This is a genomic window from Streptomyces sp. NPDC007872 (assembly GCF_042868165.1).
Classification (GTDB): domain Bacteria; phylum Actinomycetota; class Actinomycetes; order Streptomycetales; family Streptomycetaceae; genus Streptomyces.
In genome coordinates this window covers 179,477-200,334 of record NZ_JBIAEA010000005.1, presented here as the reverse complement: position 1 = coordinate 200,334, position 20,858 = coordinate 179,477, and the positions used below count along the sequence as shown (strand labels likewise).

At 72.7% G+C, this 20,858-nt stretch carries 15 protein-coding genes; 6 read left to right on the top strand and 9 right to left on the bottom strand.

All coding sequences use genetic code 11. The annotated features are described in order from the left end of the window. Positions 1 to 7: 7 nt before the first annotated feature. Together ACFYNX_RS19500 and ACFYNX_RS19495 are read right to left on the bottom strand one after the other, a co-directional pair. Complete coding sequence (locus ACFYNX_RS19500) at positions 8 to 1,078, bottom strand: metallophosphoesterase (RefSeq protein WP_388663399.1); 1,071 nt, start codon at positions 1,076 to 1,078, stop codon at positions 8 to 10. 753 nt (positions 1,079 to 1,831) lie between these two features. Beyond that, the gene (locus tag ACFYNX_RS19495; RefSeq protein WP_125666247.1) at positions 1,832 to 2,938 is read right to left on the bottom strand and encodes a LacI family DNA-binding transcriptional regulator; all 1,107 of its coding nucleotides are present in this window, start codon (positions 2,936 to 2,938) and stop codon (positions 1,832 to 1,834) included. Between the two features lie 391 nt (positions 2,939 to 3,329). Here ACFYNX_RS19495 and hisC point away from each other — a divergent pair, with 391 nt between their 5' ends. The 5 genes from hisC to ACFYNX_RS19470 all read left to right on the top strand — a co-directional run bounded on the left by hisC (position 3,330) and on the right by ACFYNX_RS19470 (position 12,738). Further along, complete coding sequence (hisC, locus tag ACFYNX_RS19490) at positions 3,330 to 4,427, top strand: histidinol-phosphate transaminase (protein WP_365544695.1); 1,098 nt, start codon at positions 3,330 to 3,332, stop codon at positions 4,425 to 4,427. A gap of 289 nt (positions 4,428 to 4,716) precedes the next feature. Then, positions 4,717 to 6,225 (top strand): cytochrome ubiquinol oxidase subunit I, encoded by a 1,509-nt coding sequence (locus tag ACFYNX_RS19485; RefSeq protein ID WP_388662807.1) that lies wholly within the window; start codon positions 4,717 to 4,719, stop codon positions 6,223 to 6,225. Between the two features lie 18 nt (positions 6,226 to 6,243). After that, a complete protein-coding gene (gene cydB / locus ACFYNX_RS19480) occupies positions 6,244 to 7,266 on the top strand; it encodes a cytochrome d ubiquinol oxidase subunit II (protein ID WP_388662805.1) in 1,023 nt (340 codons plus the stop codon). 25 nt (positions 7,267 to 7,291) lie between these two features. Then, positions 7,292 to 11,002 (top strand): thiol reductant ABC exporter subunit CydD, encoded by a 3,711-nt coding sequence (gene cydD, locus ACFYNX_RS19475; RefSeq protein ID WP_388662803.1) that lies wholly within the window; start codon positions 7,292 to 7,294, stop codon positions 11,000 to 11,002. A 23-nt stretch (positions 11,003 to 11,025) separates the two neighbouring features. Beyond that, on the top strand, positions 11,026 to 12,738 hold the full coding sequence (locus tag ACFYNX_RS19470) for a GAF domain-containing protein (protein WP_388662801.1): 1,713 nt from the start codon (positions 11,026 to 11,028) through the stop codon (positions 12,736 to 12,738). 95 nt (positions 12,739 to 12,833) lie between these two features. On the opposite strand, the gene ACFYNX_RS19465 is transcribed toward ACFYNX_RS19470, so the two are convergent. Beyond that, complete coding sequence (locus tag ACFYNX_RS19465) at positions 12,834 to 13,724, bottom strand: Cof-type HAD-IIB family hydrolase (RefSeq protein ID WP_365544681.1); 891 nt, start codon at positions 13,722 to 13,724, stop codon at positions 12,834 to 12,836. 320 nt (positions 13,725 to 14,044) lie between these two features. Between ACFYNX_RS19465 and ACFYNX_RS19460 the strand changes: the two genes are divergently transcribed. Then, positions 14,045 to 14,206: a hypothetical protein gene (locus ACFYNX_RS19460; RefSeq protein WP_365544678.1), complete on the top strand. Its 162-nt coding sequence runs from the start codon at positions 14,045 to 14,047 to the stop codon at positions 14,204 to 14,206. 139 nt (positions 14,207 to 14,345) lie between these two features. Here ACFYNX_RS19460 and ACFYNX_RS19455 read toward each other — a convergent pair whose 3' ends face one another. The 6 genes from ACFYNX_RS19455 to ACFYNX_RS19430 all read right to left on the bottom strand — a co-directional run bounded on the left by ACFYNX_RS19455 (position 14,346) and on the right by ACFYNX_RS19430 (position 20,656). Beyond that, positions 14,346 to 15,242 carry an LLM class flavin-dependent oxidoreductase gene (locus tag ACFYNX_RS19455; protein WP_388662798.1) on the bottom strand — a complete coding sequence of 299 codons (897 nt, stop codon included), beginning with the start codon at positions 15,240 to 15,242 and terminating at the stop codon, positions 14,346 to 14,348. A 10-nt stretch (positions 15,243 to 15,252) separates the two neighbouring features. Further along, a complete protein-coding gene (locus ACFYNX_RS19450; RefSeq protein WP_388662796.1) occupies positions 15,253 to 16,125 on the bottom strand; it encodes a DUF72 domain-containing protein in 873 nt (290 codons plus the stop codon). A gap of 95 nt (positions 16,126 to 16,220) precedes the next feature. Continuing rightward, a complete protein-coding gene (locus ACFYNX_RS19445) occupies positions 16,221 to 16,763 on the bottom strand; it encodes an RNA 2'-phosphotransferase (RefSeq protein WP_388663397.1) in 543 nt (180 codons plus the stop codon). Between the two features lie 178 nt (positions 16,764 to 16,941). After that, positions 16,942 to 17,871 (bottom strand): MerR family transcriptional regulator, encoded by a 930-nt coding sequence (locus ACFYNX_RS19440; protein ID WP_388662794.1) that lies wholly within the window; start codon positions 17,869 to 17,871, stop codon positions 16,942 to 16,944. A 146-nt stretch (positions 17,872 to 18,017) separates the two neighbouring features. Further along, entirely contained in the window at positions 18,018 to 19,811 is a 1,794-nt protein-coding gene (locus ACFYNX_RS19435) for an SDR family oxidoreductase (protein ID WP_388662792.1), read from the bottom strand. Beyond that, positions 19,811 to 20,656, bottom strand: a complete 846-nt coding sequence (locus ACFYNX_RS19430; RefSeq protein WP_125660647.1) for a M24 family metallopeptidase — start codon at positions 20,654 to 20,656, stop codon at positions 19,811 to 19,813. Before ACFYNX_RS19430 ends, ACFYNX_RS19435 begins: the two co-directional genes overlap by 1 nt. Between the last annotated feature and the right edge of the window lie 202 nt (positions 20,657 to 20,858).

Here is a 20,858-nt window from a genome sequence, read left to right as displayed (position 1 = left end):
CGCTAGGTCAGCCGTTCGGTCTGCCGTTCAGGGGGAGTTGGACGACCAGGAGCTTCCCGGCCATGGTCACTCCGCCGTCCATGGCGATCGCGAGCCCGTCGGCGTACACGTGCGGTCCGTCGACGACCGGGCCTCCGCCGTCCTCGCCGTCCTCCGTGCCGACCTGGCCGAGGAGGTACGGGATCGGACTGTGGCCGTGCACGATCCGGCTGCCGCCGTAGGTGGAGAGCAGCTCCTGGACGGCCTGCGGTCCCCCGTCGTCGCGGAACGCGAAGCGCTTGGTGAACTTCCGGAAGACGTCCCAGACCTCGTCCGCGTCGTTCCGGTTGAGGATCTCGTGGACCGTGTCGTTGACGTCCTCGATGGTCTCGCCGTATTCGAGGTACGCGGTGGTGTCCGAGTGCACGAGGAGGTGGTCGTCCTCCCGCACCACGGCGTCGAGCCGGGACATCCACTGGAGGTGGACGTCCTGGAGGCGGTCCATGTCCTGCTTCTGGCCGCCGTTGAGCAGCCAGGCGGCCTGGAAGGTGGCGGTGCCCGCGCCGGAGTTGACCGGGGTGTCGCCGAAGCGCTTGGCGCCGATGAGCAGCAGTTCGTGGTTGCCCATGAGGGCCTTGCAGTAGCCGCCGGCGGCGGCGGCCTCGGCGGAGAGCCGCATGACCAGGTCGATGACGCCGATGCCGTCGGGGCCGCGGTCGGTGAAGTCGCCGAGGAACCAGAGCCGGGCGTTGCCCGCGGCCCAGCCGCCGTTCTCGTCGACGAGGCCCTGGGCGCGCAGGGCCGCGACGAGTTCGTCGAGGTAGCCGTGGACGTCGCCGACGACGTAGAGGGGACCGGGTCCGTCGCCGGCCGGGGCCTCGTCGGCGGGGGCGGGGGAGACCTTCACCTGGACGGTGTCGCCGCGGTTGATGACGGGCAGGTCGCGCTCGGTCGGCGTGTACCCCTCGGGCGGTTCGCCCTCGGGGAACGCGTTCCCGGGGTGGCCGGAGGCGACGGGGGCCGCGGGCGCGTCCGGGGAGGCGGGGTAGGGGGGCGCGACGGTGCGGTGGCCGAGGTGGAGGGTCGGGTCGGCGGGCATGGGCGCGGGTGCCTGCGGCGGGGGCGGGGGCGGGGGCGTCTGCGGCACGGACGCCTGCGGTACGGACTCGGCCGCCGGGGGGTGCACCGGCACCGGCGTCGGCACCGGCACCGGCGTCGGCACCGGCACGGCCTCGACCGGGGAGGGCGCGACGGGGGGCAGCGGCTCGGCAGGAGGCAGCGGCTCGGCGGCGGCCGGCCGGACGGCCGGGGCCGGGTGCGCGCCGGGGTGCGCGGTCGGGTGCTCGGCATGGCGCTCGTCATGACGTTCGGCATGGCGCTCGACCGGGGCGGAGTGGGGCGCGGGAGCGCCGTGTGCCGCCGGATGCTCGTCCGGCGCGGAGTACGGCTCCGGGCCCGACGGTTCGGCGGCATGGCTCTGCACGGGCACGCGTGCGTACGGCGGTACGCGGAAGTCACGCAATGTCGCCGTGCGTACCACGGGCTCCTGACCGGCCCCCTGAGTCATCGACCCCTCCACCACCGTCGCGATGCCCTGCACATCGCGGACCGGCCTGGTCGGGGTGGTCCGCGGTGTCGTCCGCCCATCATAGGAATGAGCGTCCTCCTGTGTGACGCACCAGGGGTGGTGAATCCGGGTCCACTCCGGGTTCACCAGTCGTTTCGCCCGAATTGGGAAGGTCCAGTCCAGGGTTGGAACCGGTGCGGTGATCGGTTTGGCCGTTCCCGCCCACGGGCAGGGACGGGAACGGCGTGTCCCAAGGTGTTCCTCTCCAGGGCGCCGGCCCCCGGATCAGTCCTTCGCGGGCGAGCGCGGCGGGCTGACCGTCGTGCGGGGCGGGCGGCGCTGCGAGGAGGTGCGGACGATGAGTTCGGTCGGTATGACCTGCTCGACCGGTCCGTCGTTCTCGACCCCCTCGATGGCGTCGATGAGGAGCTGGACGACGGCCGTGCCGATCCGGCGCGGTTTGAGCGAGAGCGTCGTGAGGGGCGGTTCGGTGGTGGCGTAGCCGGCCGACTCGCTGCAGCAGACCAGCAGGAGGTCGTCCGGGACGCGCAGCCCGTAGCGGCGCGCGGCCGCGAGGAGGTCGGTCCCGTTGGGGTCGAAGAGGCCGTACACGGCGTCGGGCCGGTCCGGGCGGGCGAGCAGCCGGTCGGCCGCGACGGCGCCCGCGCACGGGTCGTGCGCCGGATAGGCCTCGTAGACGGGCTCCTGGCCCACCCGCGCGCACCAGTCGAGGTAGGCGGTGGTGGACAGGCGGGTGTACGTGTCGGTGCTGGTGCCGGTGAGGAGGCCGATGCGGCGGGCACCGGCGGCGGCGAGGTGGTCGAGCAGGTCGAGGACGGCGGCTTCGTGGTCGTTGTCGACCCAGGCGGTGACCGGAAGGGTGCCGGCGGGGCGTCCGTCGGAGACGACGGGCAGTCCCTGGCGGACCAGTTCGGTGACGACGGGGTCGTGGTCGGAGGGGTCGATGACGACGGTGCCGTCGAGGGCGACGTTCGACCAGACGTCATGGCGGGAGGTGGCGGGGAGGATGACCAGGGCATAGCCCCGGGCGAGCGCGGCCGACGTGGCCGCCCTGGCCATCTCCGCGAAGTACGCGAATTCGGTGAAGGTGAAAGGTTCATCCCCGTACGTGGTCACGGTCAGGCCGATGAGTCCCGACTTGCCGGTACGGAGCGTGCGGGCCGCCGCGGACGGGCGGTAGCCCAGCCGGTCGGCGACCTCGCGGACGTGGCGGCGGGTGGCGTCGGGGAGCCGGCCCTTCCCGTTGAGCGCGTCGGAGACAGTCGTGATGGAGACCCCGGCGGCGGCGGCGACGTCCCTGATGCCCGCCCTGCCCTGCCGGCTTCCCCGGGTCTGTGCCCGGCTCACCTGGTGCTTCCCTGCTGCTGTCATGGCGAGCCGATAGTAGGGCGATGAGGGGCGGTCGGGGCGGTCGCATATGCAGGCGTTGACAGGCACGTTTCTGCATGATCGAAATCCAGTAAACGCCTTGGATCTAAAGGTAGTTGCTGCATTTGGACTGCGCCTTCGGGGTGCTGGGAGGTGTGGGCCTGGCGAGGGGGCGAAGTCTCGAAGAGGTCTCAACTCACCTCTACGGGGGATGCGCGCCACGGCGCTCGCCACCGGCGCGCGCCACCCGTGCGCGCGCTCCCCACTCATCGGGGCGACCCGGAGGCGGCCGGGAAGCCGTGTCCCTCCTGTTGTCCACAGCCCATTCGCAGCAGGGCCGAATCCTCTTAAGGTGAGCAGTATTGGCGGTACGGACGATCGAGGAGGCCACACCGTGAGCGAGACCAGCGGGACGAGCACCGGCAGCCCCAGGCTGCGCGCCGAGCTGGACGGCGTCCCCACCTACAAGCCGGGCAAGCCGGCCGCCGCGGGCGGGCCCGTGGCCTTCAAGCTGTCCTCCAACGAGAACCCCTACCCGCCGCTGCCGGGGGTCCTGGAGAGCGTGGTGGCCGGGGCCGACACCTTCAACCGGTACCCGGACATGGCCTGCACCGGGCTGATGGAGGAGCTGGCCGAGCGCTTCGGCGTGCCCGTCTCGCACCTGGCCACGGGCACCGGCTCGGTCGGGGTCGCGCAGTCGCTGCTCCAGGCGACCTCGGGCCCGGGCGACGAGGTGATCTACGCCTGGCGCTCCTTCGAGGCGTACCCGATCATCACGCAGATCAGCGGGGCCACCTCGGTGCAGGTGCCGCTGACCGAGGGCGAGGTGCACGACCTCGACGCGATGGCGGAGGCGATCACCGACCGGACCCGACTGATCTTCGTCTGCAACCCCAACAACCCCACGGGCACCGCGGTGCGCCGGGCCGAGCTGGAGCGCTTCCTCGACCGGGTGCCCTCCGACGTCCTGGTCGTGCTCGACGAGGCGTACAAGGAGTTCGTGCGCGACCCCGAGATCCCGGACGGCATCGAGCTGTACCGCGAGCGGCCCAACGTCGCCGTGCTGCGCACCTTCTCCAAGGCGTACGGTCTGGCCGGGCTGCGGGTCGGCTTCGCGGTCGCCCACGAGCCGGTGGCGGCGGCGCTGCGCAAGACGGCGGTGCCGTTCGGCGTGAGTCAGTTGGCGCAGGACGCGGCGGTGGCCTCGCTGCGGGCCGAGGACGAGCTGCTCGGCCGGGTCGGCTCGCTGGTGGCCGAGCGCGAGCGGGTCCGCGCGGCCCTGGTGGCCCAGGGCTGGACCGTGCCGGACACCCAGGCGAACTTCGTCTGGCTGCGGCTCGGCGAGCGGACGACCGACTTCGCGGCGGCGTGCGAGCGGCACGGCGTCGTGGTGCGCCCGTTCGCCGGCGAGGGCGTGCGCGTCACGATCGGCGAGGGCGAGGCGAACGACCTGTTCCTCCAGGCGGCGGAGGGCTTCCGCAAGGAGCTCTGAGCCTCACCGAGGCGCGTTTCGACGGCCCCCGCGAGCAGCCGCTCGCGGGGGCCGTTCGCGTGCGGGGGGCGTGCTCGGGGTGTGCAGGGGGCGTGCTCAGGGCCGCGGGGGACGTGTGAGCAAAGAGACGTCCTGTAAAGGGCCCCCGAAGACAAGTACGGATTTCGTATGAGCCATAATGCTTGTGAATGTGAACGCGTTCACAAGCGCGCCCCGGTTCGTCCCACTATCGGTGGAAGGGTCAGGGCGGACCGCCGATGTGACCACGGCGATGTAAGGAGAAAGCGACGTGGACCTCGCTCTTGCGCCAGAGACGCTGGCGCGCTGGCAGTTCGGCATCACCACCGTCTACCACTTCCTCTTCGTCCCGCTGACGATCTCCCTCGCGGCGCTCACCGCCGGTCTCCAGACCGCCTGGGTGCGGACGGAGAACGAGAAGTACCTCAGGGCGACGAAGTTCTGGGGCAAGCTCTTCCTGATCAACATCGCCATGGGCGTCGTCACCGGCATCGTGCAGGAGTTCCAGTTCGGCATGAACTGGTCCGACTACTCGCGCTTCGTCGGGGACATCTTCGGGGCCCCGCTCGCGTTCGAGGCGCTCATCGCCTTCTTCTTCGAGTCGACCTTCATCGGCCTGTGGATCTTCGGCTGGGACAAGCTGCCGAAGAAGATCCACCTCGCCTGCATGTGGATGGTGTCGATCGGCACCGTCCTCTCCGCGTACTTCATCCTGGCGGCCAACTCCTGGATGCAGCACCCGGTGGGCTACCGCATCAACGAGGAGCGCGGCCGGGCGGAGCTCACCGACTTCTGGCTCGTGCTCACCCAGAACACGGCCCTCACCCAGTTCTTCCACACCATCACGGCGGCCTTCCTGGTCGGCGGCGCGTTCATGGTCGGCATCTCCGCCTTCCACCTGGCCCGCAAGAAGCACATCCCCGTGATGCGGACCTCGCTGCGGCTCGGCCTGGTCACCCTGATCATCGCCGGCCTCGGCACCGCCGTCAGCGGTGACCTGCTCGGCAAGGTCATGTTCAAGCAGCAGCCGATGAAGATGGCCGCCGCCGAGGCGCTCTGGGACGGCGAGGCGCCCGCCCCCTTCTCGATCTTCGCCTACGGCGACGTCGACAAGGGCCACAACAAGGTCGCCGTCGAGGTTCCCGGCCTGCTGTCCTTCCTCGCCAACGACGACTTCAGCTCGTACGTCCCCGGCATCAACGACGTCAACAAGGCCGAGCAGGAGAAGTACGGCCCCGGCGACTACCGGCCCAACATCCCCGTCGCCTACTGGGGCTTCCGCTGGATGATCGGCTTCGGCATGGCCTCCCTGACCCTGGGGATGATCGGCCTCTGGCTGACCCGGAAGAAGTTCATGCTGGCACCGGGGCTGCGGACGGGGGAGGACGAGGTGCCGAACCTGGTCCTCTTCAAGAACAAGGCCCTCACTCCCCGGATCGGCCGGTGGTACTGGCTCGTCGCGCTCTGGACGATGCTCTTCCCGCTGATCGCCAACTCCTGGGGCTGGATCTTCACCGAGATGGGCCGCCAGCCGTGGGTCGTCTACGGCGTGCTGCGCACCCGGGACGCGGTCTCCCCCGGCGTCTCCCAGGCCGAGGTGCTCACCTCGATGATCGGCTTCACCCTGCTCTACGCCGTCCTCGCGGTCATCGAGGTCAAGCTCCTCGTCAAGTACGTCAAGGCGGGGCCGCCCGAGCTGACCGACGACGACCTCCACCCGCCCACCAAGATCGGCGGGGACACCCGCGACCCCGACCGGCCCATGGCCTTCTCGTACTGAGGCTCAGGAGACCGAGGCATGGAACTTCACGACGTCTGGTTCGTACTCATCGCCGTCCTCTGGACCGGCTACTTCTTCCTGGAGGGCTTCGACTTCGGGATCGGCATCCTGACCAAGCTGCTGGCCCGCGACCGGGCCGAGAAGCGGGTCCTCATCAACACCATCGGACCCGTCTGGGACGGCAACGAGGTGTGGCTGCTCACCGCCGGCGGCGCCACCTTCGCCGCGTTCCCCGAGTGGTACGCGACGCTCTTCTCCGGCTTCTACCTGCCGCTGCTGCTCATCCTGGTCTGTCTGATCATCCGGGGTGTGGCCTTCGAGTACCGGGCGAAGCGGCCCGAGGAGAACTGGCAGCGGAACTGGGAGCAGGCCATCTTCTGGACCTCGCTGCTCCCCGCGATCCTCTGGGGCGTGGCCTTCGGCAACATCGTCCGGGGCGTGAAGATCGACGCCGACATGGAGTACGTGGGCACCTTCTTCGACCTGCTCAACCCGTACGCACTCCTCGGCGGACTGGTCACGCTCACCCTCTTCACCTTCCACGGGGCGGTCTTCGCCGCGCTGAAGACGGTCGGCGACATCCGGGTGCGGGCCCGGGGGCTCGCGCTCAGGCTGGGCCTGGTCACGGCGGTGCTCGCGCTCGCCTTCCTGATCTGGACCCAGGTCCACACGGGCGACACCTGGAGCCTCGCGGCGATGGTCGTCGCGGCGGTGGCGCTCGTCGGCGCGATCGTCGCCATCAGGGCGGGACGCGAGGGCTGGTCGTTCGCGCTCTCCGGCGTCACGATCGCCGCCTCCGTGGCGATGCTCTTCCTGGCGCTCTTCCCGGACGTCATGCCGTCCTCGCTCCGCCCCGAGTGGAGCCTCACCGTGACGAACGCCTCGTCGAGCCCGTACACGCTCACGATCATGACGTGGTGCGCCGCGATCGCGACCCCGCTGGTGCTGCTCTACCAGAGCTGGACCTACTGGGTGTTCCGCAAGCGGATCGGCACGCAGCACATCGCCGACGCGCAGCACCACACCGCCGACGCCCACTAGGGCCGGCCGGCGCTCAGAGAGGGGCATGTTTCACGTGAAACCGATCGACCCGCGTCTGCTCCGGTACGCCCGGGCCACCCGTCTCTTCCTGGCCGCGGTGGTCGCCCTCGGCCTCGTCGGAGCGGTGCTGGTCGTCGCCCAGGCGATGCTCGTCGCCGAGATCGTGGTGGGTTCCTTCCAGGAGGGCCGGTCGGTTTCCGCCCTGGCCACGCCCCTGTTGCTGCTCGCCGGAGTGGCGGTGGCGCGGGGGCTGGTCTCCTGGCTGACCGAGCTCGCCGCCCACCGGGCGAGCGCGGCGGTCAAGTCCGAACTCCGCGGGCGGCTCCTCGTCCGGGCCGCCGCGCTCGGACCGGGGTGGCTCGGCGGGCAGCGGGCCGGTTCGCTGATCGCCCTCGCGACGCGGGGCGTGGACGCGCTCGACGACTACTTCGCCCGCTACCTGCCCCAGTTGGGCCTCGCGGTGGTCGTGCCGGTGGCGGTCCTGGCCCGGATCGTCACCGAGGACTGGGTCTCGGCGGCCATCATCGTCGTCACGCTGCCGCTCATCCCGCTCTTCATGATCCTCATCGGCTGGTACACCCAGGCCAGGATGGACCGGCAGTGGAAGCTGCTCTCGCGGCTCTCCGGCCACTTCCTGGACGTGGTGGCCGGCCTTCCCACCCTCAAGATCTTCGGCCGGGCGAAGGCCCAGGCCGAGTCGATCCGCGCGATCACCTCCGCGTACCGGCAGGCGACCATGCGCACGCTGCGGATCGCCTTCCTCTCCTCCTTCGCCCTCGAACTCCTCGCCACCCTCTCGGTCGCCCTCGTCGCCGTGACCATCGGCATGCGGCTCGTCCACGGCGACCTCGACCTCTCCACCGGGCTCGTCATCCTGATCCTGGCGCCCGAGGCGTACCTGCCGCTGCGGCAGGTGGGGGCGCAGTACCACGCGGCGGCGGAGGGGCTCGCGGCGGCGGAGGAGATCTTCGACGTCCTGGAGCGGCCGGTACGCGGTGGTGGGACGGGCGCGGTTCCGGACTCCGTACGCCTCGAACTGGAGGCCGTGACGGTGCGGCACGCGGGGCGCGCCGAGCCCTCGCTCGACGCGACGACGCTGACGGTCGAGCCGGGCGAGACGGTGGCCCTGGTCGGGCCGAGCGGCTCGGGCAAGTCGACGCTGCTGGACGTGGTCCTCGGGTTCACGGCCCCGGAGCCGGGCGGCACCGTCCGGGTGGGCGGCACGGATCTCGCGGGGCTCGACCCGGAGGCGTGGCGGTCGCGGATCGCCTGGGTGCCGCAGCGCCCGTACCTCTTCGCGGGGACGATCGCCGAGAACGTACGGCTCGCCCGCCCGGACGCCTCCGACGAGGCGGTACGGGAGGCCCTGCGGGACGCGGGTGCCGACGGCTTCGTCGCGGAGCTGCCGGCCGGGCTCGACACCCCGCTCGGCGAGGACGGCACCGGACTCTCGGCGGGGCAGCGGCAGCGGCTCGCCCTCGCCCGCGCGTTCCTGGCCGACCGGCCCCTGCTGCTGCTCGACGAGCCCACGGCCGCGCTCGACGGCGAGACGGAGGCGGGCGTGGTCGACGCGGTCCGGCGCCTCGCGGCCGGCCGGACGGTCCTGCTCGTGGTCCACCGCCCGGCCCTGCTCGCGGTGGCGGACCGGGTGGTGGGCCTGGGCACGAGCCCCGGAACGCCGGTGGCGGCGCCGTCGGCCGGCGGTGCGGCCGGGGCCGGGGCGCCCGGCACGGCCGAAGCGGTGGTCTGGTCCGGGACGGCGGTCACGGCCGGTGTGATCGAAACGGCCGGGACGGTGGCCGCCGCGGGCGGAAGCGCCCCGGACGCCACGGCCCCCCACGGTCTGCTGCGGCGGGTCCGGGACATGGCCGGGGAGCTCAAGGGACGCATGGTGCTCGCGCTGCTGCTCGGGAGCCTCGCCCTCGGGTCCGCCGTCGGGCTCATGGCCGTGTCCGGCTGGCTCATCTCCCGGGCCTCCGAACAGCCTCCCGTCCTCTACCTGATGATGGCGGTCACCGCCACGCGCGCCTTCGGCATCGGCCGGGCCGTCTTCCGGTACGCCGAGCGGCTCGTCTCGCACGACGCCGTCCTGCGGATGCTCGCCGACCTGCGGGTCTCCGTCTACCGGCGCCTGGAGCGGATCGCCCCGGCCGGTCTGGGGCGCACCCGGCGCGGCGACCTGCTCGCCCGGCTCGTCCAGGACGTCGACGCGCTCCAGGACTACTGGCTGCGCTGGCTGCTCCCGGCGGGCGCCGCGCTCGTCGTGGGCATCGGGACCGTCGGCCTCACCGCCTGGCTGCTGCCCGAGGCCGGCGCCGTCCTCGCCGTGGGCCTGCTGGTCGCGGGGATCGCCGTACCGGCGGCCGGCGGGGCCCTCGCCCGCCGGGCCGAACGGCGGCTCGCCCCCGCGCGCGGCGCCCTGGCGACCGCCGTGGCCGACCTGCTGCGCGGCTGCGCCGAGCTGACGGTGGCCGGCGCCCTGCGGAGCCGTATCGAAAGGACCCGGGAGGCCGACCGCGACCTCACCGGCATCGCCTCCCGGCAGGCCGCCGCCACCGCGCTCGGGGCCGGGCTCTCCGCCCTGGTCTGCGGCCTGACGGTCGTGGCCGCCGCCCTCGTCGGCGTCCAGGCCGTGCGGGACGGGCGGCTCGACGGGGTGTCCCTCGCCGTGGTCGTCCTCACCCCGCTCGCCGCCTTCGAGGCCGTGACCGGCCTTCCGCTCGCCGTCCAGTACCGGCAGCGCGTCAAGCACAGCGCCGAGCGGGTCTTCGAGGTGCTCGACGCCCCCGTCCCCGTACGGGAGCCGCGGACGCCCGCCGCTCCCCCGGCGGGTCCGTTCCCCCTCGAACTGTCCGGGCTCTCCGCCCGGTACGCCGGGCAGGAGCGTCCTGCGCTCACCGGCTTCGGGCTCACCCTGGAGGCCGGGCGGCGGGTCGCCGTCGTCGGTGCCTCCGGCTCCGGCAAGACCACGCTCGCCCAGGTGCTGCTGCGGTTCCTGGACGTGGAGGGCGGCACGTACCGGCTCGGCGGCGTGCCCGCCGGGGAGCTGGACGGGGACGCGGTCCGGCGCCTGGTCGGCCTGTGCGCCCAGGACGCGCACCTCTTCGACAGCTCCGTGCGCGAGAACCTGCGGCTCGCCAAGGTCGGCGCGGACGACGGGGAGCTGCGCGAGGCGCTGCGCCGGGCCCGGCTGCTCGACTGGGTGGACGGGCTGCCCGAGGGGCTCGACACCCTGGTGGGCGAGCACGGCGCGCGGCTCTCCGGCGGCCAGCGCCAGCGGCTCGCGCTCGCACGGGCGCTCTTGGCCGACTTCCCGGTCCTCGTCCTCGACGAGCCGGCCGAGCACCTGGACCTCGCCACCGCCGACGCGCTCACCGACGACCTGCTCCGGGCCACCGAGGGCCGCACCACCGTCCTCATCACCCACCGGCTGCACGGCCTCGACGCCGTCGACGAGGTGCTCGTCCTGGACGGGGGCCGGACCGTGCAGCGCGGCCCGTACGCCGAGCTCGCGGCGGAGGACGGGCCGCTGCGCCGGATGCTGGAGCAGGAGAGGGCGACCGATCTGCTCGCCGTCACCGCGAGGGGTGGCGCCGCCGCGACGGGTGGCACTGTCACGGCGGGTCGCACCGCCGCGACGGGCGACATCGTTACGACGGGTGGCACCACCGCGACGGGCGGCATCGCCATGGCGGGCGACATCGCCACGATGGAGACGGCTGACTTTTCTCGCTAAATAGGACTTACTAGGCTCAAGCCATGACCGCCGCCGAGTCCGACGCCCCGGACCCCCTGGAAGCCGCCACCCGGGTCACTCACAGCCTCCAGGGGCTGTCCACGGAGCTCACCGCCCGCGTGCCGCAGCTCCTGGAGGCCATGCGCTCGGTCGGCACCGGGCTCGAACTCCACTCCACCCTCGACCGCATCTGCGAGACCGCCGCCGAACTCGCCGACGCCCGGTACGCGGCGATCGGCGTCGTCGACGACGACGGCGACGGCCTCTCCGACTTCGTCACCTTCGGCGTCGACGAGGCCACGGCCCGCCGGATCGGCCGCCGCCCCGACGGCCGCGCGGGGCTGCTCGGCGCACTGATCCGCGACCCGCAGACCATCCGCCTGGCCGACCTCTCGAAGGATCCGCGCGCGGCGGGCTTCCCGGCCGGGCACCCGCCGATGCGGTCCTTCCTCGGCGTCCCCATCCGGGTCCAGGGCGAGATCTTCGGCAACCTGTACCTCGCGGAGAAGCGCGGCGCGGACGAGTTCAACGACTACGACGTGCACATGGTCCGGGTGCTCGCCACCGAGGCGGGCATCGCCATCGGCAACGCCCGCCTGTACGAGGCCGCCCGCCAGCGCGAACGGTGGATCGACGGCTCGGTCGCCGTCACCACCGCCCTGCTCTCGGGCGGCGACGCCGACGACGCCCTCACGGTCGTCGCCGAACAGGCCCGCCGGCTCGCCGACGCGGACGCCGGCATCGTGCTGCTCCCCGCCGAGGAGGGCGGCCTGGAGGTCGTCGCCGTCTCCTCGCCCCGGTCCACGAAGTGGCTGGGCGTGGTCGTCCCGCCCGAGAGCGACGTGGTGGAGCAGCTCTTCGAGGGCGAGGCGGTCTTCGTCGCGGACGCCTCCTCGGACCCGCGCATGACCAGCCCGATGACCTCGATGTACGGGCCGAGCATGATCCTTCCGCTGCAGAGCGGCGGACGGGTGCTCGGGGCGCTCGCCATGCCGCGCGTACGGGACGGCCGGCCGTTCACGGAGACGGAGCGGACGCTCGCCACCCAGTTCGCCTCGCAGGCGGCGCTCGCCCTGATGATGGCCGAGGCGCAGCGGGACCGGGAGCGCCTCGCCGTGTACGAGGACCGCGACCGGATCGCCCGTGACCTGCACGATCTCGTCATCCAGCGACTCTTCGCCACCGGCATGATGCTGGAGAGCGCCCAGCGCAGGTCGATCGTGCCGGCCGTGCGCGAGGGCGTGGGCAAGGCCGTGGACGAGCTGGACGTGACCATCCAGGAGATCCGCACGGCGATCTTCGCGCTCCAGCAGGGGCCCGCCGAGGCCCCGTCGGGGCTGCGCACCCGCGTCCTGCGGGAGATCAACATGGCGGCCGTGCCGCTCGGCTTCAAGCCCGCGCACCGCTTCCTCGGCGCGATCGACTCGACGGTCGGCGAGCTCACCGGCAAGAACCTCGTCGCGGCCCTGCGCGAGGCGCTCTCCAACGCGTTCCGGCACGCCGACGCGAGCCGGATCGAGGTGGTCGTCGACGCCGGCGCCACCCTGCCCGACGGCTCCGCCGGGGTACGCCTGACGGTCGCCGACGACGGGGTCGGCATCCCGGCGGGCGGGCGGCGCAGCGGCCTGCGCAACCTGGCGCGCCGGGCGGAGTCCCTGGGCGGCGCGAGCTGGTGCGGGCCGGGCATCGGGGAGGACGGCGGGGGGACGACGGTGGTGTGGGAGGCGCCGCTCTAGCGCCTGCTCGTGCGCCTGGCGGGGACCCCTCACGGCTGGCGTGGACCTGTTGTGCCTGGCGCGGGCCCGTTGCGGCCCATGTCTGCCCGTCGCGGCTAGCGCGGACCCGTGGTTCCGGCGAGCGCCTCGGCGACGAGCTGCTCGATGACGACGGCCACGCCGTCCTCGTTGTTGCCGGTCGTACGGCCCGAGGCGGCGGTGATCACGTCCGGGTGGGCGTTGCCCATCGCGTACGAGCGGCCCGCCCAGGTGAGCATCTCGATGTCGTTCGGCATGTCGCCGAAGGCGACGACCTCCTCGGCCGTGATGCCGCGCTCGGCGCAGCACAGGGCGAGCGTGGAGGCCTTGGAGACGCCGAACCCGCTGATCTCGATGAGGGCGGTGGGGCTCGACCGGGTGAAGGCGGCCCGGTCGCCCGCGGCCTCCCTGGCCACCGCGAGGAACACGTCGGGGTCGAGCTCCGGGTGCTGGGCGAGCAGCTTGAGCACGGGGGCCGCCGCACCGGCCTCCTCCTCGAAGAGGAGCTTCTCGGCGGTGGCGACGGTGGCCCCGGGGTCGAGGAAGAAGGGCGGGTAGTGCGGCTCGTAGTGGATGCCGGTGGTGAGCTCGACCGCGAAGGAGGTCCCGGGGGCGGCGGCGCGCAGGGCCTCGACGACGTCCAGGGCGACCGTCCGCTCCAGCGGGCGGACCTCCAGGAAGGCGCCCCCGGCGTGCAGGTCGACGACGGCGGCGCCGTTGGCGCAGATGGCCATGCCGTGACCGTGGACGTGCGCGCTGACGACGTCCATCCAGCGGGCGGGCCGGCCGGTGACGAAGAAGACCTCGATCCCGGCCCGCTCGGCCGCGGCGAGAGCGGCGACCGTGCGCTCGGAGACGGTCTTGTCGTCGCGGAGCAGCGTGCCGTCGAGATCGGTGGCGATCAGCCGGGGCGCCGGGACGGAAGGACGTGGGGACCGCGGGGACCGCGGAGAACGGGGAGAGGTCACCGCCCCATTCTTCCGCACCTCGCGCACGGGCGTGCGAGGAGCTGCACATATGAGTGGAGGAAAAGGGGAGGGAGGGGCTGATTCGCGCCGATCGCGGAAGCCGATGCCCCCGCCGTGCTCCCGGCCGGAGCCGGGTCGTCGTGCCGTGTCCGGCGCGTTCGGACATGGCCGTAAACATCCGTTCGTTTTCCCGGGGGCGGGGAAGACTTCGCGAGGAGCTGACGGCGTCTCGGAGGGGGCGGGGCATGGTCACGGGCCGACGGAGCGCGGAGTGCGATTTCTGCGGTGCTCGTTACGGGACGTGGGTCGCGAGTCTGGGGATGGCCCTCTGCCCCGAGTGCGAGCGGACCGGGACGGACCGGCCCGCGCGCGAGCCGGTCCTGGTGGGCGACGTCCTGGCGGGCCTGGCCGGGGCGCTGACCCGGGCCGACGCACCGACCCTGCCGGCGCAGAGACGGAGACACGTCCGGCAGGCGCCCTGACCGGACGACCGCCGGGCGCGTGCACCGTGCGTCGGGCGCGTGGCGCCGTACGTCGGGCACGTGGTGTCGGGCATCGTGCGTGGAACGGTCGCGCGTTACGCGTGGAACGGTCGTGCGTCGGGCGTAGAACGGTAGCGCGTCAGCCGAGCTGGGCGAGGGCCTCCGTGGCGATGGCTTCGAAGACGGCCTGGTCGGCCGCGAAGTCGGAGTCCGGAATCGGCCAGTGGATCACGATCTCGGTGAAGCCGAGGTCGCGGTGGCGCCCGGCGAAGTCGACGAAGGCGTCCACGGACTCCAGCGGACGCGTCCGGTCCGGGGTGAAGCCGGTGAGCAGGATCTTGTCCAGGTCGGCCACCTCCCGGCCGGCCTCGGCGCACGCCCTGCCGAGCCGCTCGATCTGGCCGCGCAGCGCCGCCACCGACTGCTCCGGGGTCCCCTCCTCGTACAGCTTCGGGTCGCCGGTCGTCACCCACGCCTGCCCGTACCGCGCGGCCAGCCGCATTCCGCGCGGGCCGGTCGCCGCCACCGCGAACGGCAGCCGGGGGCGCTGGACACAGCCGGGGACGTTCCGCGCCTCGTCCGCCGCGTAGAACGTGCCCCGCTCCGTCACCGCGTCCTCGGTGAGCAGCCGGTCGAGCAGCGCCACGAACTCCCCGAACCGGTCCGCCCGCTCCTTGGGCGTCCAGGCCTCCTGACCGAGCGCGGTGGCGTCGAAGCCGTTGCCGCCCGCGCCGATGCCGAGGGTGATCCGGCCGCCGGAGACGTCGTCCAGCGTGATCAGGTCCTTGGCGAGCGTCACCGGGTGCCGGAAGTTCGGCGAGGTGACGAGGGTGCCGAGGCGGAGCCGGTCGGTGACCGCCGCGGCGGCGGTGAGCGTGGGCACCGCGCCGAACCAGGGGCCGTCCCGGAAGGCGCGCCAGGACAGGTGGTCGTAGGTGTACGCGGTGTGGAAGCCCAGCTCCTCGGCGTGCCGCCACTTCCGGCGGCCCTCCTCGTGCCAGCGGTCGATCGGCAGGATCACAGTGCTCAGTCGCATGGGGACGACCCTACGAGAGGCCGAGCAGCCGCTGCGCCGACTCCGCCGCGCGGACGGCCGCGTCGCCGCAGCAGTTGTTGAAGAGGACGTGGACCTCCCGCGCCCGCTCGGCCATCGCCCGGATGCGCGGGACCCACTCCGAGAGCTCCTCGGGGGTGTAGTCGTGGCGGAACCTCTCCTCCTTGGTTCCGGTGCCCCAGGCGGTGTTGCGGCCGTGGAAGCGCACCAGGGCGAGGTCCGGAGAGGAGACCCGGGCGACCGGCGGCACGGACGTGGAGAGGGTCTGCGTCATGTCCACGGCCACGGCGGCCGCGTCCAGCTCCGTCAGGAGGGCGGCCGTCGCGTCGGCGTGCTCCTCGTGCCACCAGCCGGGATTGCGGAACTCCACGGCCACCGGCCATCCCGCGGCGCGCTCTCGGCACCGGCGCAGGAACTCCACCGCCGGCCCTCCCGGCACGAGCCGGTGCGGGAACTGGAACAGCAGCGTCCCCAGCCGGCCGGCCTCCCGCAGCGGTTCGAGGGCCGCGCTGTACCGGTCCCACACCTCGTCGAGCAGTCCGGGGTCGATGCCGTCCCGCCCCCGCTGCCGCGCGAAGGCCGGGCGGAGGTCGGCGGGCAGTGCCTCCGGACGGGTCGGGTGGCCGGTGAGCAGCGAGAACGCCTTCACGTCGAAGCGGAACCCCTCGGGGGTGCGCTCGGCCCACAGCAGGCTGTTGCGGGTGCTGGGCAGCCCGTAGTACGTGGAGTCCACCTCCACCACCGGGAACCGCGTGGCGTAGTACCGCAGTCTGCCCTCCGCGTCCCGCTGCCCCTTCGGGTACCAGCCGCTGGAGACCAGCGCCTTGTCCGTCCACGAGCAGGTTCCGACCCGGATCTCTCCCATCCGGCCAGTGTTCCCCGGGTCCGCCGACGGATTCGCCCGGCACGCGGGGTTTTCGTCGGTCCCGGTGGCCCCGGCGCCTCACTTTGTCCGCGGGGTCAGGACGGGAGGCGGAGGAACTCGGGCGGGACGGTGTCGGTCAGCCAGACCCCGTTGGCGCTGACGTGGAAGACGTGCCCGGCCCGGTGCATGGCGCCGGCGTCGACGCTCAGGACGACCGGCCGGCCCCGGCGGGCGCCGACCCGGGTCGCGGTCTCCCGGTCGGGGGAGAGGTGCACGTGATGGCGGGCCATGGGCCGCAGTCCCTCCGCCCGGATCGCGGGAAGCCGGTCCGCGATCGTGCCGTGGTAGAGGTACGCGGGCGGTTCGGCGGCCGGCAGGTCCAGGTCCACCCGCACGGTGTGGCCCTGGCTGGCGCGGATGCGGGTCCCCTCGATCGCGAAGCGCTTCTTGTCGTTGGTCGCGACGACGTGGTCGAGCTCTTCGCGGGTGATCGGGAAATGGTGCTCGGCGGCGGCCCGGAGCAGGGCGTCGATCTCGGTCCAGCCCTGTGCGTCGAGGACGAGCCCGATGCGCTCGGGCTGGTGCCGCAGGTGCTTGGAGAGGTACTTGGAGACCTTCACCGTGCGGCGTTCGTCCATGGGTTGCCGTGGGGTCATCGCGTCAGAATGCCGGAGCCGGGAGCGCCTCGGCCAATGATTTCCGGGATTCTTCGTCGGACAGGTTTGATCCACAGGCAAGCCGACTTATCCACAGGGAAGTTGGCCTTTCTGTGGACAACAGCGCTGCTCATTAAGGGTAATGGGGCGATTTGATCCCCTATGTCTCTCTGTGGTGTCCAGCGGAGAGGGCGTCCAACGTCCGCTTGTGGAGCTCCCGTTCCGTGGCCGCCGTGACGAAGGCCGCGACTCCTTCCGCCCCGACCAGACCCTGCACGGCCCGGACCGTCCCGGCGGGCAGCACCACCGGCCGCGGCTCGTCGTCCTGTGCGGCCGGCGCGTCCGGCGACAGGTGGCTCTGGAGGTGCCGGGTGGCGAAGAGGCGCATGGCACGCGCCAGTTCGGCGTCCACCGTCTGCTGGGCGAGCGGTCTGAGCCGCCGCACCATCTCCGCCGCCTCGGCCGCGTCCGCGTCCGTCGGCGGCCGGTGCTCCAGATACCGGCCGAAGACGTACTCGGTCGTGAACTCCAGGAAACGGGAGGCGATGTGCTCGACCTGCCCCCGCAACTCCTTCAGGTGCCCGGTGATCGCCGGCAGCGGCACCCCGGCCGCGTACAGCTCGGCCGCCACCGCCAGCTCCTGGGGACTCGGTACGAGGTACTCCTCCGCCTCCCGGTCCGGGATCCGCTCCAGCACGCCCAGCTCCACGGCCTCCCGGATGGCCTCCTCGTCCGGTGTGCCGCCGAAGCGGGCGTCCAGCTCGGCGCGCGATATCCGGGCCGCCTCCTCGTCCGTCCACGGTCCGTGGACCTCCGCGACCAGGCCGAGCACCCCGCCGAGCCCCCGGCCGGTGTCCCACGCCTCCAGGAGCTCCTTGATCGAGGCCAGGGTGTAGCCCCGGTCGAGGAGGTCGGCGATCCGCCGGAGCCGCGCGAGGTGCGCGTCCCCGTAGACGTTCGCCCTGCCCCGCCGCTCGGGACGGGGCAGCAGACCGCGGTCCTGGTAGGCGCGGATCGTCCGGACCGTGGCCCCGCTGAGGTGGGCGAGGTCCTCGATCCGGTACTCCGGCTGTGCTGACTGCTCGGACAAACCCGCTCCCACCGACCGCTTCCACCACCCCGCAGCCGCGGGGCCCGTCCTGCGAGGGATCGTACGACCACCGCACCCGTCCCCGACCGCGCTCGCCCTCGCCAGGGGCCCCTCGTTCAGGTCGACCGGCCCCCGGCCACGGCTCCCTACGCCGGCGGCTGCCACCGCGCGAGGGCCCGCAGCGTGCCCGGGCTCAGCCGGGACAGGAAGCGGGCGCCCCGGGCCTCGGGGGTCACCGGCACGACGGCCCGGTCGTGCAGGACGGCCCCCAGGATCGCGTCCGCGACCTTCTCCGGCGGATAGTTCCGCAGTCCGTACAGCCGGGACGCCTTCTTCTGCCGCCGCTTCTCCTCCGCCGCGTCCGACACCCCCGCGAACCGCGTGGTCGCCGTGATGTTGGTGTTGACGATGCCGGGGCATATCGCGGACACCCCGATGCCCTGCTCGGCCAGTTCGGCGCGCAGGCACTCGCTGAGCATCAGCACCGCCGCCTTCGACGTGCTGTACGCGGGCAGGGCCCGGGAGGGCTGGAAGGCCGCGGCCGACGCGGTGTTCACGATGTGGCCGCCCTGGCCCCGCGCGACCATCCGCGCCCCGAAGTGCCGGCACCCGTGGATCACGCCCCACAGGTTGACGTCCAGGACCCGCCCCCATTCCTCGCTCGACGTCTCGAAGAAGGAACCGGCGAGCCCGATGCCCGCGTTGTTGACCAGGACGTCGACGACCCCGTACTCGTCCTCCACCTTGGCGGCCAGCTTCTCCACCGCCTGCTCGTCGGAGACGTCGACGGCCTCGCCCCAGGCCTCCGGGGCGCCGATCAGCCGCGCCATCTCCGCCGTACGGGCCGCCCCGTCGGCGTCCCGGTCCACGGCCACGACCCGTGCGCCGGCCTCCGCGAACGCGAAGGCGGTGGCCCGTCCGATGCCGCTGGCCGCCCCGGTCACCAGGACGAGCTGGCCGCCGAACCGCTCCGTGTACTCCGGCCGCACCCCGTTCTTCGCCGCCGTCGACGCGACCGTCCTCGGCGCCCCGGCCGCCGGCTCCTCGTGGGTCCTGACGAACTCGGCGATCCAGGAGGACAACTGGTCCGACCGGGTGCGCGGCACCCAGTGCTTGGCGGGCAGGGTGCGCCGGGTCAGCTCCGGCACCCAGGTGCCCAGGTCGTCGTAGAGCCGGTCGGAGAGGAAGACGTCTCCGGTCGGCACGATCAACTGCACCGGCACGTGCGCGTACGCGTCGGGGCGCGGCCGGGAGAGCCGGGCGCGGACGTTGTCCCGGTAGAGCCAGGCGCCGTGCGCCGCGTCGTTCGGCAGCGAGGACGTCGGGTAGTCGCCGGCCGGGACCTTCTCCACCCGTTCCAGGATCCCCGGCCAGCGCTTGCCGAGCGGACCGCGCCAGGCCAGCTCCGGCAGCACGGGGGTGTGCAGCATGTACACGTACCAGGACTTGGCGCCCTGGCCGAGGAGCTGGCCGATCCGGCGCGGGGTGGGGCGGGACATCCGCCGCTTGATCCAGTGCCCGAAGTGGTCGAGGGAGGGCCCCGACATCGAGGTGAAGGAGGCGATCCGGCCCTCGGTGCGCGGCACGGTGGCGAACTCCCACCCCTGCACCGAACCCCAGTCGTGGCCGACGAGGTGGACCGGCCGGTCCGGGCTGACGGCGTCGGCGACCGCGAGGAAGTCGTCCGTCAGCTTCTCCAGGGTGAAGCCGCCGCGCAGCGGAGCCGGCGCCGTCGACCGGCCGTGGCCCCGGACGTCGTACAGCACCACGTGGAACTCCTCGGCCAGCCGGACCGCGACCTCCGACCACACCTCCTTGGAGTCCGGGTAGCCGTGCACGAGCAGGACGGTCGGCCGGCCCGTCTCGCCGAGCTCGGCGACGCACAGCTCGATCCCGCCCGTACGGACCCGGCGTTCCCGGGCCCCCTTGAGCTCCGTCATCAGACCGCTCCCTCGTTCCAGCGCCGCACGTGCGGCAGATCGTCGTCCAGCCAGAACGCGCTCTGCTCGGGGTCCCGGGAGTCGGTGACGACCAGGATCTCCTCGAACTTCGCGCCCGTACCCCGGAATCCGAGGTGCGGCTCGACCGCCCACAGCCCGGGTGTGGGCGGGTGGTCGGAGAACTTGTACGGCGACCAGAGCGGCGACCAGCCGTCCCGGTGCCCGTGCAGGGCGTCGCTCGCCAGGCCCTTGAGCGCCTGGGTGCCGAAGCCGAAGAGCGTCGGCGACCAGCGGCGCTCCCGCACCCGGTCGATCTTGTGGGCGATGACGCCGAAGGGGTAGGCCCGGTGCCGGTTCGCGTACCCCTGGCGGACCATGAGCCGGTCCACGTCCTCGTATATCTCGCGCAGCGTACGGCGCTCGCGCACCTCGCGCAGGATCAGCTCGCGGTGGGCCGCGAGGTCGGCGAGCAGTCTGTCGTGCAGGGGGTTGAGGCCCAGGCAGCCGCTGTAGCCGATGTCGGCCGTGTGCCCCTTGTGGACCGGGGCCATGTCGAGGATGAACGGCATCCCCGCCTCCAGGCGCCGGTCGGTGGGGAAGAACTGGAGCGGCACCTTGAAGTCCACGAAGGCCGTGCGGTCCCCGAACCAGGCGAACGGCCGGTGGAACCAGTCGCGGACGCCCCGCTCGTACAGCCACTCCCGCTGCATCCGGGCGGCCTCGCGCTCGGTCACGCCCGGCTTGAGCTGCGCCGCGACGGCTTCCGCGCACGCATAGGAGAGCCGCTGCACCTCCCTGAATCCCCGCAGCTCCGCGGAGAGTTCACCTGCCACTGCCGTTGCCATGCCACCCGCCGTCCCCTGTGAGCGCCCGGCTGCGCTACGCGTTCGTAACTTGACATCGATGAATGTGACAATGCTCGGCGGCTGAGTCAAGGGGTCGGACGACGGCCTGTGGAAAACTCGACCGCGAGTTCGCCGGAAGCCCCCCGGAGGTGTGTCGGACGGTCGGAAGGTGACGACTTTCGTCGTTCCGTCCCCACGGGCT